Here is a 16,657-nt window from a genome sequence, read left to right as displayed (position 1 = left end):
TTGTAATTAAACTATTATGACAATATTTTACTTTTTTTAATTAGAATAATATTTCGGATATAGATGATTGTGCCAAGACCTTGCCCCATGAGTAGTACGGGATCTTTTCGATAAACGGCATACGATAAAATCATAATAGCCCCTATCAAACTGATTACCCAAAAGCCTAAAGGAAGTATAGATTCTCCTTCTCTTTCAGAATAAATCCACTGGTAAATAAAACGAAATGTGAAAATTAACTGACCTAAACTTCCCCATATCAAGAGCCAAAATGGAATGTCTTGATTGTAGAACAGAAGAAGAATTTTGCTTTCGTAATTGATTGCCATATAAGTAAAAGCAATGATTGGACTTAGTAGACAAAAAACTCGACTCAAAAGAGGGAGTTTTTTCCAATTCCCTTTTAATTGTAAATTTCGAATGTAAATAAAGTAAGTAATAACCTGCCCCAAGATAATTGCGAAGTCGTTTCTTAATAAACCATATAAGAATAACAACCAAGAGGCAAGAATGCTTAGTTGCCAAAATAGAGTTGGTGAAAGAGATTTCTTTGCATTTTCCGATTTGATCCACTGAACAATTAGACGACCTGCAAATAAGCCTTGAGCTAAAAACCCTATTCCGTAAATAAGTGTATCGTTCATTATCCTTGTTCTGAAATTAATAATTAATATTCCTGATTTTTCATCCATCTGCACGTGAAACAATCAATAAAAGGTTCACTAAATATAATAAACAAATGGTATTGATGTCCTCTTATTATCCAACAGACCCTAAAATAGAGAAATGTGGCTTCTTAATCTTCATTCCCATTGCTGTAAGAGTAATGTACCCTTTCAACGAATTTATTATGAATCCAATGTTTGTATGGGTATATATGTCCATGATTACCAATCCCTGTACCTATTAGTGGTTTGAGATTAAGAAAATATTCAATCAATTAAAAAAGGATAGTAATGGATTTAAATAAGATAACTATAGTTAATACCGGTATTAGATTCTTATTAGTCGCATTTGGGGCTGATAAATTTCTTCCAGTCAAACGAAAGGTAGCACATGCATCATTATCTTCAGGATTGGAAGCTAATGCAAATTGATTTGGTGTTCGTGAATGTTTTACATTTAGCATTTCCCTAACTAATTTTTTAAACCGAAAAGGATTCTGTTCAAGTTCTTCATTTGATATCAGACGTGATCAAATTAAATGCAATTAGGGAGAATTATAATTTTCATTTAGGTATCCGAATAGGTGTCTAGTTTGGGAGCTGTTTAGATAATTCAATGAAAAATAAAAACCAGCTAATAGACAACACTTTGAGTTGGTTTTTGTATTGTAAATAAAGTGGAGCTGCAGGAAATCGAAAATTAAAAACAAGTGCCTTTATTTGATTCCGATTGAACCTACAATTCACCTCCCATCAATTCATTTATTTCTTTTGAGATGAATGTGCCCAATCCATCACCTCTAAAATTTCGGGTAGAATGCTCTTCTGCCTAACGGAAATGCTCAAAGATTATTTTCTATTTTTTCCATTCCAATTTTTTATTAAAGTGCTTGGCTAAATATTTTTTTGATTTCCATAGAAAATTCGAAAAACACAACAAAGTCTTCTTAATTATCGAGTAAATTCCTGAAATTCAATTTCAGAAAAAATCTTCTATGCTTCTGATTAGGTTTGGTCTTGCATCAGAATCAGCTTGACAACTCGTTTTAGGTCTTAGCACATTTGAATTGGCAAGTATTTCGGATGGGGCAGTCAAAATAAAATTGAATTAGAATCATGAAAATATGCTGATCTGTTGTCGGTAATTCTGATTCAATGATTCAGTATCTGTATTATTGAATCAGATAGTAATTCTTTATGTTGTTTTAAATGGAATGAAGTGAAAATCTAAAACCCTGATCTTCAGATTGTTCGATTGGTTTTTTTATTTTTGCATTGAATTTAATGTTTTGGTATATTTATAACTACAGTATGATATTTATGGTGTTCGTTTTGAGCTGAAATGTTAATTGAAATAACTGATTGTATAATTATAAATATATGAAATATGTTTACAGAAGAGATTTTTTTCAGGCTAATAACAGAATTGACAAAGGCTGTCGTTGTTTTCGAGAAAAATGAGGTTGGGTATAAGCTCTATTTCGACAATCATTTAAGTTTTAGCGAATTCAAGCATAATGTGAACCATTTGTATTGGAATTTCATTCGTGAAGTTCGAAATAATTTATACAGTTTCAAAACGAACGGGGAGGTACGTTTATATCTGGATATGTTAATCCATATTTTTGAAATGCTGGATGAGCAGATTGGTGAAAATCCAGATTTTGTAAATCCATCCCCAAATTATAAAATAGTAACTAAAACCATTAATCGTTTAGAGTGGATTCATATACATCCTGAAGATCTGTCGCAAATGGGGGCCTGTTTTCAACTGCAAAAGGACATCATTCAAAAATCATCCAAATTCATTCGTGTTTTTCGTAAAAATTGCAGGAAATCAGAAGTTTATCTGTTAGGTCCTGATGCATCCTGGCTGAATGAAATGAAAGAATTCTATCCTCATATGACCAGGATAAAGGATGTATTGCCAATGCACAAATTACTTCCTGATAAAATTTACTTTCTGCATGAAGAACGGCAAAGGTTATCTTTGGAATATCTGGGGAAAGGTGAAGATATTTATTCCTCTCCGGCGAATATGTATTTTGAGGTAAAAATTGAGACCTACAGGGGATTGCTTTGTGAATCCCAATATAGTGATTTTAAAGGGGTGGATTTCAAAGACCAAGAGATGAAGGTTTTGTTTCTGGAAATGCACTCGATCCTGGATCAACCCAATTCTTCTGCATTTTTGCAGGATTTAAAAAATGATTTGAAGAAAATGATTGAAAAGTTTAAACTCCTTTCCAATGGCAGTAAGCAGGAGAAAAGCTCCAGTAATTCTCCTGTTAAATTGAGATGGACAGACAAGAAAGTGGCATTGGTTGAGCTTATTTATGCTTTGTTTTGTTCGAACTCTCTTAATGATGGTGATGCGGAAATCAGGGAAATCACCGAAGCATTTGAAAATTTGTTTTCTGTGGATTTGGGTGATGTTTACCATGCTTTCTCAGAGATTCGTGGCCGGAAAATAGAACCAACAAAATTTTTGGATTTGTTGAAAGATTCACTGCTCAATAAAATTAAAGAATTCAAAGACAACTAATTGATGAAAAAATAAAAAAAAGAGACCTGTTTCTGAAAATAATTCTTTCCCAAGTTGGGAGCATCTTGGGATAAAATATTTTTTAAAAATCGCAACTTGAGGCGTAAGTTATTTTGTGTCATTTTAAAAAATAAATTATGCCTGCAGAAATTATTACCACAGATGATTTGAAAGAGTTCAAAATTGAGCTGCTGGATGAATTCAAAGCGATCCTGAAACAGCAGAATGGTCTGCCAAGCAAGAAATGGCTAAAATCTCACGAGGTTCAGGATCTATTGGGAGTATCACCGGGAACTTTACGATCCATGAGAATCACGGGAGGCTTGAACCACACCAAAGTCGGACGCGTTATTTTTTATGATTTGGAAAACATTAAAAAAATGCTGGAGAAGAATCAGGTGCAAAATGGATTTCCTCTAAGATCTCATTGATGAACTACATCCGGCATCTCAATGGATTTTTTCAAAGACTGGAACAGGATGAACGAATGACTGCCTATCACATTAGTCTGTATTTGTCCTGCTTCCAGATTTGGAATGTGAATCGTTTCAGAAATCCTTTTTCGGTGGACCGCTTTCAGATGATGAGGCTCTCCAGAATTGGATCCGTAAACACCTATGCTCGCTGCATAAAAGAATTGAATCAGTGGGCTTATATTGAGTATTTTCCTTCAGCCAATTTACATTCCGGCAGTCGCATTAGCTGTATCAGATTTGATATCGCAACTGATACTGGAACTGATACCGGAACTGATACCGGAACTGATACAGCAAGTGATACACTTTTAATAAACATTACAAACAAAAACAAACAAGGGAATCCGGAAAGTTTTAAAAATGAAAGAAGGAAAAATAGAAACGAAAAAAACCGATTGAATGCCAGTCTCGACAAAGATTATTCAGAACCCTTATGAGGATGTAGCCAAGCTGAAGGGGGAAAGCTACCAGTTCGATTTTCCGGTCTGCCTGAATTGGCTCGAGAAGGTGGGCAGGAAGCAATTTGGTTCCCATTTTACCATTCATAGGGAAGATGTTGGATTGATTTACAAACTGCTGGTTTATGCCATTGGTGATGAGCTAAATTGTAAAAAGAAGGGACTCAACTTACACAAAGGAATTCTATTAACAGGACCAGTTGGCTGTGGGAAAACCTCCTTGATGAGACTCATTAATCAGTTCTTTCCTGCAGCCAGACAATTTCAAATGAAATCTTCCCGTGAAGCGAGCTTTGAGTTCGAACGGGAAGGATACAAGGTGATCAGCAGGTATGGGAATACTTTTCTGCACAGCATAGGAGGTAGGATTACATCGGGAATCATCTGTTTTGATGATCTGGGTGTGGAACAAAGTCAAAAGTACTATGGGAATGAATGCAATGTGATGGCTGAAATCCTGCTTAGTCGTTATGATCTTTTCATGCAAAAGAGAATTGTGACCCACCTGACAACAAATTTATCGGCTTCAGAGTTGGAAGCACTTTATGGGAACCGCGTTCGCAGCAGAATGCGGGAATTGTTTAATCTCATTGCATTTGAGAAGACTTCCAAAGATAAAAGGCTCTAGTTTTTACCCCTCATGGGAAAGGCCTGTTCCTTTTATTCATTTCAGCTTGCATTATTCTCACACGTATACTCTGCCGTGTGAAGTAAGTATTTGCATGTCTTTTCGGAAAAAGCCTTTCCCATCCCTCCAGTAAGAGCATCCCCTTCATTTCATTCCAGTTCTGCACTTGCTTTTTCCTGCCTTCAGGAAGAAGCTTTTTGTTGTTGACAACTCAATGGTATCTGCCTGGATATTTAAGGCTTGAGGCCTGTGTGCCGGCCTGTTTGGCTCAGCTTTTTATCAGCTCCCATGCTGTTTGCTGCGCTCATCTTAGGGAAGCTGATTTTACTTCTTTTCCAAACAAGCCTTGGACACTCCGCAGCAAGAGCATCCCCTGCATTTCATTCCGGTTCTGCACTTGCTTTTCCCTGCCCTCAGGAAGAAGTTTTTTCTTGTTGTTAATTCAATGGTATCTGCCTGGATATTTAAGGATTGAGGCCTGTGTGCCGGCCTGTTTGGTTCAGCCTTTTATAGCTTCCCTGCTGTTTGTTTCGCTCAGCTTAGGGACGCTGATTTCGTGGCTTCTTCAAACAAGCCTTGAACACTCCGCAGTAAGAGTATCCCTTGCATTTCATTCCAGTCCTACACTTCCTTTCCCAAAGCTTTAAAGAGATTGTTTTGGTTTAAAAATCAGTCAAAGTAAAGACAAAAAGAAAGCCCAATATAGCCGATGACCCCGCAGGCTTCCCCCTTTTAAAATACAAGGCCAGGCTTTGTGCCACAGGTAAATTGTGTTTTTAGCTGGTTCCCTATTTTTTATTGAGCTGTGGCAGCCTTGTATTTTAGCCTGTCATCGGCTGGCGAATTGACTTTCTTTTCTTTTTTTGACCGTTTTTTCTCTTCTTTTTTTGAAAAACAAAAACAAACAAACAAACAAATAGAAATAAATAGAAGCAAACAGAAACAAACAGGAGCAAGTTGAGTGGTTTAACAAGTCAACTTGGGATGGAAGATGATTTTTTGAGGTCAATTAAGATGAAAATAGATCAAAACCCTACAAATCACCTGATTTTTATTAAACAATAAAAAACTCCCAAGTTGGGAACAACTTGGGAGTTTTCTGTATTTGAATTCCAGATATTTATCCTGTCGATTCAAAGGGGATTCTCTTTGTTTCGAGTAATTATCAGATGGTTTAACAAAAACAGATAAGCATATGTTTGGATTCGATCACATCAGTTGGGCCGGTTTTTTGAAATTCACGGCCTTTGTTTTGATTACATGGTATCTGGGATTCATGGTTTTGGCCTGGTTGAAAAGCAGGCTCAAGGATCAGCAGATCCAGTTTGAAGATCAGTCGGAAGATGATTTTCAAAGACAGGAGTTTCAGCCCATACTGGTCTCAGCAAAAGATTTTACCACAGAACTGATTCCACCTCTTTCCCTGTCGGAGATTTCACCCATGGTCACCATTCAGGAAGAGATGGGCATGGATGAAGGTTACGAGCTGGATGCTTTTCTGCAGCCTGATGAATCCATTCTTTCTGAAATTTTGAATCAAATTCAATATGAACAGTAAGTACTAAAAATTAGTTTCCATGAAAAAAATCAATTTGAAAATTGATCAAAAGGGCACGGCTCTTTTGGTTGGGATGCTCTGCATGGCATCACTTGTTTTGGGTCAAAGTGCAACCGGAATTGATCAGGCTACCAGTGAAATCAATTCCTATGTGGATCCGGTATCCAATCTGATCATTGCCATTGGGGCAGTGGTGGGATTAATTGGAGGCGTTCGCGTCTACATCAAATGGCAAAGCGGGGATCAGGATACTCAAAAGGCCATCATGGGATGGTTTGGAGCCTGTTTGTTTTTAATTCTGGTAGGTGTTGTCATCAAGGCTTTCTTTTCCTGATGGACAGCTATCAAATACAAAAGATAGACACCAGCTTGTATGTAAAAGGCTTTTCAGGTGAATTGGTTTATTTAGCTCTGTACACCATCATCGGTACCTTTATCCTGTTTGTTTTGCTGTACATACTGGCCGGTGTTTTTCCTGCTGTAGCCATCTGCTGCCCCTCATTTTTTGTCATTCTCTATCGCCTGAACCGAATCCAGAAAAAATACGGTCACAAAGGCTGGAGCAAAAAGAAACATGCCAAAAAACTACCTCAGTTTATCACCGTGAAAAGAAGAATCTGTCAAAGCTAAGTCATGAATGTAAAATCAATAGAAAAAAGTCTGCCGGTACTGGGCTTCAATGGAGATTTTTTAATTTCCAACAACCTGGATCTCAGTTTTGGTTTGAAACTGCAGCTGCCGGAACTTCTCTCCTGCAGTCAGGAAAAATTATACCTGCTGCATGATACCTTTCAGCGCGTGGTAAACCTTTTGCCGCAAGACAGTCTTTTGCACAAACAGGATTTCTTTTTTGTGGAGAAATTTAAGGCAGAAGAGTCTGCAGCTGGCAGCAAAGCATCAAAACTGGATGAAAGTTATGGAACTCATTTTACAGGAAGAGAGTACCTGAGACATGAGTGCTTCCTTTACGTCAGTCTGCTCAACAAAGGTCTTTTGAAAAATTACCTGTCTTCCTCTCTGATCTTCTCACAGAAAGTGAGGCAGGCAGATCAGTACCGAAGTGAAAAAGCGCTGGAGCTCCGGTCCAATTTGATGGCTCTGTTTTCCCAATCGGGCATTTCCTGTGATGTTATCAGCCGGGAGCAGGCCGTCGGAACGGAAGAATCTACGGGACTCATAGAATCCTATCTGACCCTTAATTTTCAAAGGGAAAATACCGTACTGGGCGGAATTGATTTTCGGGACCGGCTGAGGGTGATGGATCAGTTTGTGGAAATCCTGAGTCTGAGTGATTACTCTCATGTCCCTTCCCTTGTAAAACCTGTGGGCGGACATCCCGGGACGGAATTGCCCTGTTCTTTTGTCTATCCGCTGACCTATCACCTGCCGTTTTCCCACATCACCAACCAGTTCATCTACATGCCTGGACAACAAGAGGTGAAAGCCAATCTGGAGAGTAATTACAAGAAAATTTACAGCCTGTCCCGTTTCTCCTCCGAAAACAAAATAAATTCTGGACTGATCGAAAACTTTCTGGATACGGTACAGACTTCGGGAGAGAAAATCGTGAAAACGCATTTCAATGTGATGGTGATGGATCAGTCCATCAAAAGGCTCAAGCAAAACAAGAGTGAGTGCAGTTCTGCTTTCTCACTCATGAACTGTTTTCCCTACCAGCATACCTTTGATTTGCCCCTGCTGTTTTTTTCCTGCCTGCCGTTTTCCACCCAGCTGCCGGAAACGGAACTTTTCATTACCCAGGTTCCTCAGGCCTGTTGTCTGTGCAATTTTGAAGGGGAGGTGAGCAATTCCAATTCGAAATTTACCCTTCAGTTTTCCAATCGTCAGGAGGGCTGTCCGGTGAAAATAGATCTTTCGGATGAACCCATGGAAAAGCACCTGATCCACAACCGGAACAAACTCATCATCGGCGGATCAGGATCCGGGAAATCATTTTTCACCAATCACCTTTTGCGCCAATACGCTGAGAGTGGTAACTGTCATGTGGTGCTCCTGGATGTGGGCAGAAGCTATGAGATGCTGACCCGTTACCTGAATGAGAGTCTCAAAGAGCAGGGAGGAGCCATGATGGTGGAGTTCACAACGGAAAACCCCATCTCTTTTAATCCTTTTGTGCTGGAAGGGGAACTCAGTGTGGAACGCAAACAGACCATACTGTCAGTCATTTACACCATCTACAAGGAACAACTCTCGGACATGGAAAAAGATGTGATTGCACATTCGGTTACGGACTTTTTGCAAACGCCGGGCCTGGAACGCTCTTTCAATGGCTACTACAGCTTTTGCAGGGACTATATTCCTGATTTGGTGGAGAAGCAGTCCCTGGAATTCAACAGCCATGAGTATTTTTTTATTCTCAGCAAATACTTTGAGGGAGGAGAGTATGATTACCTGCTGAATAAACCCATGAAGACGGATGAGTTTTTCAATTGTCCTTTTCTGGTGTTTGAACTGGATAACATCAAGGATCATCCGGTGATTTTTCCGGTAGCCACCCTGATCATCATGGACATTTTTCTTCAGAAAATGAGACGACTCAGCGGCGTGAGAAAAGTGATCTGCATAGAAGAAGCCTGGAAGGCGATTGCCACTCCTCAAATGGCTGCCTATCTGAAATATTTTTTCAAGACCATCCGCAAGTTCTTTGGGGAAGCCATGGTGGTGACTCAGGAAGTGGATGATATCATCTCTTCTCCCATTATCCGGGATGCCATCATCAACAATGCAGATACCAGAATCCTGCTGGACATGAGCAAGTTCAAAAATAAATTTGGACAGATCAGTCAGCTTCTGGGACTGTCAGATTTTCAGAAAGAACAAATTCTATCCATCAATAAGAATCTACCGGGAGACCGGAAACTCAAGGAGGTATTCATTGCACTGGGTTCCTATTCCCGGGTCTTTGCCCTGGAGGTGAGTCGTGCTGAATACTTCTGTTATACCACAGAACAGAAGGAGAAAGAAATGATCCTGACCAAACTCTCCGGGGAGAATTCCCTGATTGAAATTCTGACAAATATGTAATCAAAAATGAAAAGAAGATGAAAACAAAATTAATTGTACTGGGAGTGCTTGTACTACTCATGGGAAGCAGCTTGCAAAAAGCTCTTGCTCAGGCACCTGTTACCGATGTGGGGGCAGGAATCCAAAGGGAAGCTCTTTGGACCAAGGAAAAAAGCATTCTGTCCAAAATCAATTGGTACAATGTGCTGATCAAAGCCTTGAACGGAGACATCAAAGGCCTGACCGGAGAAATGCTGGGCATCGACCAGAAGATGCTGGAAAGCCTGGAGAAAGTATCTGCTCTGATCAAGGACTACAAAAGAGTGCAGGAAACCAAAAATATGCTGGGCAAGATCACGGACATTTATACCCATAAATTGCCACAGCTCATCAAGGATGAGAACTTCACCAATCAGCAGGCCGTGGCCATCGTTCAATCCTTTGATTTGATTCTGGACGACAGTAGTCAACTGGTGAATACCGTCCTAACTACCATTCTGAAAGACAATCTTCTGATGATGGATGACAAGCAGCGCTACGATACTATCAATGGGGTGTACCTGAATGTGAAACAGCATTACGGAACCATTTGTTACCTCTACAACAAGCTGCTTTATGCTTCCTACCTGAAAAGTTATGAAAGCAATACGCTGGAAGGCTTTGCCATGTATTACTCGTTGTACAAATAATTTGATTCTCATGAAAAAATCAAAATTAGCCGGCATCCTGTTTGTTCTGTTTTTGCTTTTTCAATCAGCAGGAATAGTAAGCGGACAAGCCGTTGCCATCAAAAAATGGAAGGGTAGATACCCACAGATGAAGAATGATTACCCACTAACTTTTATTGCCTTTAAGGGGTGGTTGCCTCCCGTGCCTCACTTGTTTATCAAAACACCGCTCACGCATTACTACTGGAAAGTGAAATCCATGCCGGTAACGGATTCTGAGGAATTGGTAGGAAAAACAAAAACGGGATTGATGCGTCTGGCAGCAAAACTCATGGAGCGTTCCCAGTTCAAGGGAAGATACCAGGAAACAAACTGGATTAAAATACTGAATGCAGGGCAAAAAGAAATCGGCCAAAAATTATTCGACAGCCGCTTTGATCAATTGGAAGACCTCTATGGCCTTACCGAAACATTCATTGCCTTGTATGAGAATCTGGATCGTTTGGATCATCTGGAAAAAGGAGGGGCTGTCAAGAAAGTGCTCAAACAGGAAGCCAATGAAATGCTGGAGCAGTTTCTAATGGTCAATTTTTTGGAATCCGAACAGGGAGAGAAGCTGCAGGCTTTCACAGATCTGAAAATGGCTGTACACAAATTCAGTGGTGAGCTGGATTATACCTACAACAAACTGAAATACTTCAATTTATTTACGATGCAGCATAGCGGTTCTTATGCTTTTTTAACCCAATAAAACGAATGTCATGTTCTTACAAGTACTCACAACAGATGATTTTTTTGCCTTTACAGATACTTTGATTGTCGGCGGAATCGACCATGCCCGGCTTTTGGTGGACATGGCCAGAGCCATTGGGGGAATTGCAGCCTTCTTTTACATCTCCAAACGGATTTACGAGGAGCTCATTGCAGACAATCCCATTTCCCTTTTGCCTCTATTGCGTCCCTTTGCCTTTGTGTTGATTCTAAGTTTTTGGGGTGTTTTTGTGAATCTGCTCCTCGTGCCGACCAAAGGCCTGGCTTCCCTTTCAGAAAGCATATACGCCAACAAAAAGGCGCTGGTGGCCCTCTTGCTGGAGCAGAAACAGGATGCCATGCTGGCATCGGATTTACCCATTTTCTATGAAAATGAGGAGAAGGAAGCAGCTCTTTGGGACAAGGGTATTAATCTAATGCTGACCAGCTACAACATTATCACCGGAAGGGCCATTCAAAACCAGATTAACTTTTACATCATGGATGCCATCCGGCAGGTGCTGGAATCCATGTTTGAGGCTATTGTTTATCTGATTGCTTTTCTGCGAACGGTCTTTTGTGTCCTGCTGGTGATCTTTGGCCCCCTGGTTTTTGCCCTGTCCATTTTTGATGGATTTCAGGACAACTACCTGCAATGGATCGCCCGTTTTATCAATGTAAACCTCTATCTGCCCATTGCTCTTTTGATTCTCTCATTGGATCAGGAGGTGCTAATTTACATGCTGGAATGGGAGATCATTCAGATCAACAGCATGCTGATTTATCAGCCTCAAATGCTCTATGTCTCCAGCCTGATTGTTCCGGTTTGCGGAATCATAGGCCTGAGTATGGTGCCCAGGATTGCCTCCTGGATTGTACAGGCCTCGGGAACAGGTTCCGGAGGAGGAAGAATGGTCCGGACTGCTGCCACCATGGCAATTACCAAAGGCATGTTGAAATAAATACCAAAGGAAATTATGCGAAAAATATTCGACATTCAAAGAAAATTCCGATTCACCGTTTATGTGCTGCTCCTTACCAGTCTCTCCCTGATCGGGTTAAGCGTTTATGTGTTCTCCATTTCCCTGGATCTGGTGGAACGTTCCAAGCAAAAAATCTATGTGCTGGACAATGGAAAATCTCTTTTGGTCGCCCTTCGGGAAGACATCACAGAGAACCGGAATGCGGAAGCCAGGGATCATGTGAAACGCTTTCATGAGCTGTTCTTTACCCTGGAACCCGATAAGGAGTACATCGAAAACAATGTGCGGGAAGCCCTGTATTTATCGGATCGTTCGGCCATGGATCAATACCAGTCCTTCAAGGAGAACAATGTCTACAATCAGGTGATCGCCTCCGACATCAGCATGACCCTGCAGACCGACTCGATTGATCTGGATTTTTCAGCCTATCCCTACCGCTTCCATTTTTTTGGAAAGCAGAAGATTGTCCGCAAGTCCAACATCACCATTCGGAATTTAAGCACTTCCGGAGCTATGCGGAACATCTCCAGAACGGATAACAATCCCCATGGCTTTTTACTGGAGAACTGGAGGATAGAGGACAATAAGGATTTGGAAACCACCAGAAGAAAACAATTCTAAAAAAACATCATTATGGAAAAGAAGAGATCTACTAGGCAGATCAAAAGTCTTACAATGCTTTTTGATGACTGGCTAAGCAAAGCCGATGAAAAGGACAAGGCCTTGGCTCCGAATGTGAGAAAAGGAAAATGGGCACTGATTCTGTTTGCATTTTCCCTTCTGTTTGCCGGCTCTTTTGTCTGCTTGCCGGTGGCGCAGTTTTTAGGGACCAGGTTGGAATCACCCTCTGGAAATGCCTGTGAAACAAGAGAGATAGAATCCGGTACGGCAACATTTGAGATGCCGGTGGATTCATTTGAAAATCAACTTAAACGAAATTTACATGAGAACTTACCTGAAAAAAAATAAGGCCTTGCTGATCCTGCCTTTGCTACTGCTTCCCTTTGTGATCCTCATTTTTTACATTCTGGGAGGCGGAGAAAAGGCGCTGAATCAAAAGGTCCTGGCAAATCAAAATGATGGAAAAGAAGGAGCCAATTACATTCTTCCCGAAGCGGAAAGGAACATTGTGATTTTTGATAAAATGGAGGCCTATCAGCAGCAGGATCTGGCTGTTCAAATGGGAAATGAAAACTCCCAGGAAGAGCTGGATTCTGCAGAAAGCAGATTGTCCGGCAGTGAAAGACTGAAAGAGCCGGACAGTCTTTTGGTCCTTCTGAAAAAAGGATCCGAAGAAGATATTTCTGAACCCTTGCTGGCACACATCCGGCAAAAGCAGGAGCTGATGAAAGGGGAACTGGAAAAGGAAGCTTCCCGGGAAGAATTCCCCAATCAAAAGAAGATCCAAAAACGGCCTGTTAAAGAGCCGTTTACCGACATGCATCAGGAAAAGGAGTTGACAAGAAGTTTGCTGGATTCGGAAACAGGGCTGGAGGAACTGGAACAGGTCTTTGAGGAGAACAGCCGTCTGAATCAGGAAAATGATTCCCTGAAATTTGATCTGGAGCTGTCAAAAAGGCAGCTTTCCCTGCTCAAAGAAGAAGGACTCAGCAGCTTTAACCTGGAACAAAAAGAGGAGGTGAACTTCAACGGAAAGAGGACTTCCCATGCCATGATCCGGGCCGAAATTTATGAAAGCAGCAAGGTGCTGGACGGGAACCGCATCAAAATGCGTCTGCTGGAAGATGCCTGGCTGAACGGACAGAAAGTTTCCGGGAATACCTTTTTATACGGGATTTGTAAAATCAATAATGAGCGCCTGCACATCCGGGTTTCCAGTTTTCCCATTGCAGATTATTTTTTGCCCGTGGATTTGCAGATTCATGATTTGGATGGTCTGCCGGGTCTCTATATTCCGGACAATGCGGCCAGAAAGGTGAGCAAGGAGGTGGGGAGCAGAACCAATGCTTCAACGCTATGGGGAATGAGCAGTGATCCGCTGGCCAATATGGGTATTTCAGCAGCTGACCAAACTACGCAAATCCTCCTGAAAAGAGTCAGACTAAAAAAAATCAGCATCAAAAAAAATACCCTTGTTTATTTAATCAATCAAAATCAGCAGCCATGAAAAAATACAGCATTACCTTTTTTCTTTTGTTTCCCTTGATTCTGTTTGCAGAAAATCAGATCAAGGTCTGTGAGAACAAAGTCATCCATCTGATTTCAGAGGAGAAGATCACCTATCTGCAGCTGGGCAATCAGGATGTTGTCTTGGCTGAAATTGTGCCGGAACATCCCAATCTGGTCCGCATCAAAGCTTTGGGCGGATTTGAAGGAGAAAGCTCCATTACCCTGGTTTCTGGCGGACAGCTCTATACGTTGCTTCTGACTTATGGCACAGACCCGGAAAACGCTTATCTGCTTCAGGAATTTGAGTCCCGGGAGGCCGATCTGTACCTGGGCCAGCTGATGAGCAGGGAGGATCTGGATGAGAACTGCAGAAGGATTTTGGCAGATCAAAAGCGAAGCGGCAGAAGCCACAAAATGGCCAAAGACGGCATCAGTCTGCACTTGAGGAACATCTACCTGAGCAATGATGTCCTGTTTTTTGAAGTCGGTATTACAAACCATACGGACATGGGCTATGATGTGGAGAGTTTTCAATGGTGGATTGCTGATAAAAGGCAGTTTCGGGCCAGCAATGCTCAGGAGTATCAACTGCATCCCCGCTTTCAGTATTACTCGCAGGCTTACATTCCTGCTCAAAGCTCTGTCCGGGAAATCTTTGTGCTGCCCAAGCTGAATGTTCCCGATCAGCGGATCCTGCGCATTGAAATGCTGGAAAAAGCCTTGGGGAACACCGGACGAAAGCTCAGCCTGGAGCTTGAAAACAGGGATATTCTAAAAGCCGAAAATTTATAAGTCATAAAGGACAGGAAACAATGAGTGATGAATCCAGAGAATTGGTAAAGCTACATGAGGGATTTCGGTTTTTTTCCTACTCCCTTTTGATTCTGTCTTTGTACCTGAGCCAAATGACTTTTTTTAAAGGCGCAGGGATCTACCAGGAAGAATTGGAAGCCCTGTTCACCAAACTGATGAATCTTGAATTTTTAAGTTCGCCACTTTACTCCAAAACGGTCTGCCTGGTGTTTTTGATCATCACCTGCATCGGCACCAAAGCCAAAAAGGACAGGGAACTGAAGATTTCCACTCTGATCTTTCAGGTTCTGTTTGGCTTGCTTTTGTACTGGGGAAGCTTGCTGCTGGTCAAATGGCAGGCAGGACTTTATCTTTTGTTTTCCTTTTGGGGCTTTGTGCTTCTGAACATTGCCTTTGACAACATTTCCAAACTGATCAATGTAAATCTGATGAAAGATCGTTTCAACAAGGAGAATGAAAGTTTTCCACAGAACCAGGAGCTGAAAGAAAATGAATATTCGGTCAATCTGGCGAGTCTGTTTCAGTACCAGGGAGAAGTGAAACAGGGATGGATCAATGTGGTCAATCCATTTCGGGGAAGCATGGTGATCGGAACACCTGGATCGGGAAAATCCTTTTCTGTGGTACTTCCTTTTATCAAACAGCACTTGAACAAGGGCTTTTGCATGTGTGTGTATGATTTTAAATTTCCGGATCTGTCTGAGGTGGCTTACAATCATTTTCTGAAGGCCAAAAAGAACCGGAAACTGCCGGCCGCTTCGGCTTTTTACATCATCAACTTTGATGACATCCGGAAATCCTATCGATGCAATCCCCTGGCCCCGGAACTCATGGAAAGTCCCATTGATGCCTTTGAATCTTCCAGAACAGTTCTCTACAATTTGAATCGGGAGTGGATCCGAAAACAAGGGGAGTTCTTTTCCGAATCTGCCGTCTCCTTTTTTGCCGCGGTCATCTGGTTTTTGAAGCGCTACCAGAATGGGCAGTATTGCACCCTGCCTCATGCCATAGAACTTCTGCAGCTGGACTATGATGATCTGTTTGAAGTGCTTTCACAGGAAAAAGATGTGGTGAACATCATCAACCCTTTTCTCAATGCGCACCATAGAGGAGCCAGTGAACAGCTGGAGGGACAGTTGGGGAGTTTAAAGATTGCCATTTCCAAGATCAGCAGCCGGGAGATTTACTGGATTTGTTCCGGGAATGATTTCTCACTGGACATCAATGATCCCCAACGGCCCAAAGTAATTTGCCTGGCCAACAATCCGCTTCGCATTGAAATGTACGGAGCCGTACTTTCCCTCTACATCACCAGAATGCTGAAGGTGATGAACCGAAAGGGGCAGCGCAAATCCTCTTTGATTTTTGATGAGCTGCCGACCATTTATTTTCGGGGTTTGGATACCCTGATTGCAACGGCCCGAAGCAACCGGATTTCCACCCTGCTGGGCATGCAGACCATCGATCAGCTGATCCGGGACTACGGGAAGGAGCAGGCCAATGCCATTCTGACCAACATCGGGAATGTGTTTGCCGGTCAGTCGGTTGGGGATACGGCCAGGTTCATTCAAAGCCGAATGGGTAAAATTCTGCAAGAGAGACAGTCCGTTACGATCAACAGAAACACACAATCCACTTCCTTCTCCACCCAGATGGATTATCTGGTTCCGGAAGGGAAAATTGCCACCCTGCCGCAAGGAGTGATGGTGGGACAGATCGCCGATAATTTTGGAGAGGAGGTCGGCCAAAAGAATTTCAACAGTTTGATTCAGGTGGATGCCCGTCAGGTGAAAACAGAGGAGAAGTACTATCAGTCCATCCCTGATATTTATCAATTTGATAATGTGGAAGCTGTGCTGGAAAACAATCGCAGCCAAATCTGTGAAGACATACAGAAAATCTTATTGGAAAGTAAAAGAAATACGCAATAAGTGAAGCCTGTGTAAGTAGAATGCTAAC

At 41.7% G+C, this 16,657-nt stretch carries 17 protein-coding genes; 16 read left to right on the top strand and 1 reads right to left on the bottom strand.

Annotated elements, in window-relative coordinates:
• Positions 1–14: 14 nt before the first annotated feature.
• The gene (locus tag GQR60_RS00635) at positions 15–644 is read right to left on the bottom strand and encodes a lipid-A-disaccharide synthase N-terminal domain-containing protein (protein WP_124991093.1); all 630 of its coding nucleotides are present in this window, start codon (positions 642–644) and stop codon (positions 15–17) included.
• A 1,408-nt stretch (positions 645–2,052) separates the two neighbouring features.
• On the opposite strand from GQR60_RS00635, the gene GQR60_RS00630 reads away from it, so the two are divergent.
• The 16 genes from GQR60_RS00630 to GQR60_RS00555 all read left to right on the top strand — a co-directional run bounded on the left by GQR60_RS00630 (position 2,053) and on the right by GQR60_RS00555 (position 16,629).
• A complete protein-coding gene (locus tag GQR60_RS00630; RefSeq protein ID WP_124991092.1) occupies positions 2,053–3,210 on the top strand; it encodes an RteC domain-containing protein in 1,158 nt (385 codons plus the stop codon).
• A 137-nt stretch (positions 3,211–3,347) separates the two neighbouring features.
• Positions 3,348–3,641 carry a helix-turn-helix domain-containing protein gene (locus tag GQR60_RS00625; protein WP_124991091.1) on the top strand — a complete coding sequence of 98 codons (294 nt, stop codon included), beginning with the start codon at positions 3,348–3,350 and terminating at the stop codon, positions 3,639–3,641.
• Complete coding sequence (locus tag GQR60_RS00620) at positions 3,641–4,123, top strand: hypothetical protein (RefSeq protein ID WP_124991090.1); 483 nt, start codon at positions 3,641–3,643, stop codon at positions 4,121–4,123. The genes GQR60_RS00625 and GQR60_RS00620 overlap by 1 nt, the downstream gene beginning before the upstream one ends.
• Positions 4,086–4,772: a P-loop NTPase family protein gene (locus GQR60_RS00615; RefSeq protein ID WP_124991089.1), complete on the top strand. Its 687-nt coding sequence runs from the start codon at positions 4,086–4,088 to the stop codon at positions 4,770–4,772. Before GQR60_RS00620 ends, GQR60_RS00615 begins: the two co-directional genes overlap by 38 nt.
• A 1,195-nt stretch (positions 4,773–5,967) precedes the next feature.
• On the top strand, positions 5,968–6,330 hold the full coding sequence (locus GQR60_RS00610) for a hypothetical protein (RefSeq protein ID WP_124991088.1): 363 nt from the start codon (positions 5,968–5,970) through the stop codon (positions 6,328–6,330).
• Positions 6,331–6,349: 19 nt separating this feature from the next.
• Complete coding sequence (locus tag GQR60_RS00605) at positions 6,350–6,664, top strand: DUF4134 domain-containing protein (RefSeq protein WP_124991087.1); 315 nt, start codon at positions 6,350–6,352, stop codon at positions 6,662–6,664.
• Positions 6,664–6,960 carry a DUF4133 domain-containing protein gene (locus tag GQR60_RS00600; RefSeq protein WP_160463377.1) on the top strand — a complete coding sequence of 99 codons (297 nt, stop codon included), beginning with the start codon at positions 6,664–6,666 and terminating at the stop codon, positions 6,958–6,960. Before GQR60_RS00605 ends, GQR60_RS00600 begins: the two co-directional genes overlap by 1 nt.
• A gap of 3 nt (positions 6,961–6,963) precedes the next feature.
• Positions 6,964–9,375 carry a TraG family conjugative transposon ATPase gene (locus GQR60_RS00595; RefSeq protein ID WP_124991085.1) on the top strand — a complete coding sequence of 804 codons (2,412 nt, stop codon included), beginning with the start codon at positions 6,964–6,966 and terminating at the stop codon, positions 9,373–9,375.
• Between the two features lie 17 nt (positions 9,376–9,392).
• On the top strand, positions 9,393–10,043 hold the full coding sequence (locus tag GQR60_RS00590; RefSeq protein WP_124991084.1) for a hypothetical protein: 651 nt from the start codon (positions 9,393–9,395) through the stop codon (positions 10,041–10,043).
• Positions 10,044–10,053: 10 nt separating this feature from the next.
• Positions 10,054–10,773 (top strand): hypothetical protein, encoded by a 720-nt coding sequence (locus tag GQR60_RS00585; RefSeq protein ID WP_124991083.1) that lies wholly within the window; start codon positions 10,054–10,056, stop codon positions 10,771–10,773.
• A gap of 10 nt (positions 10,774–10,783) precedes the next feature.
• Entirely contained in the window at positions 10,784–11,734 is a 951-nt protein-coding gene (locus GQR60_RS00580; RefSeq protein ID WP_124991082.1) for a hypothetical protein, read from the top strand.
• A gap of 15 nt (positions 11,735–11,749) precedes the next feature.
• Positions 11,750–12,376 carry a conjugative transposon protein TraK gene (traK, locus tag GQR60_RS00575; RefSeq protein ID WP_124991081.1) on the top strand — a complete coding sequence of 209 codons (627 nt, stop codon included), beginning with the start codon at positions 11,750–11,752 and terminating at the stop codon, positions 12,374–12,376.
• A gap of 12 nt (positions 12,377–12,388) precedes the next feature.
• On the top strand, positions 12,389–12,724 hold the full coding sequence (locus GQR60_RS00570; RefSeq protein ID WP_124991080.1) for a hypothetical protein: 336 nt from the start codon (positions 12,389–12,391) through the stop codon (positions 12,722–12,724).
• Entirely contained in the window at positions 12,699–13,883 is a 1,185-nt protein-coding gene (gene traM, locus GQR60_RS00565; RefSeq protein ID WP_124991079.1) for a conjugative transposon protein TraM, read from the top strand. Before GQR60_RS00570 ends, traM begins: the two co-directional genes overlap by 26 nt.
• A complete protein-coding gene (locus GQR60_RS00560) occupies positions 13,880–14,677 on the top strand; it encodes a DUF4138 domain-containing protein (RefSeq protein ID WP_124991078.1) in 798 nt (265 codons plus the stop codon). Before traM ends, GQR60_RS00560 begins: the two co-directional genes overlap by 4 nt.
• 20 nt (positions 14,678–14,697) lie before the next feature.
• Entirely contained in the window at positions 14,698–16,629 is a 1,932-nt protein-coding gene (locus GQR60_RS00555; RefSeq protein WP_124991077.1) for a YWFCY domain-containing protein, read from the top strand.
• Positions 16,630–16,657 lie beyond the last annotated feature (28 nt).

Origin of the sequence: Labilibaculum euxinicum (assembly GCF_009795715.1) — a bacterium.
GTDB classification, from domain to species: Bacteria; Bacteroidota; Bacteroidia; order Bacteroidales; family Marinifilaceae; genus Labilibaculum; species Labilibaculum euxinus.
Note: the sequence above shows the minus strand (reverse complement) of the source record. Positions and strands in the feature narration are given on the sequence as shown.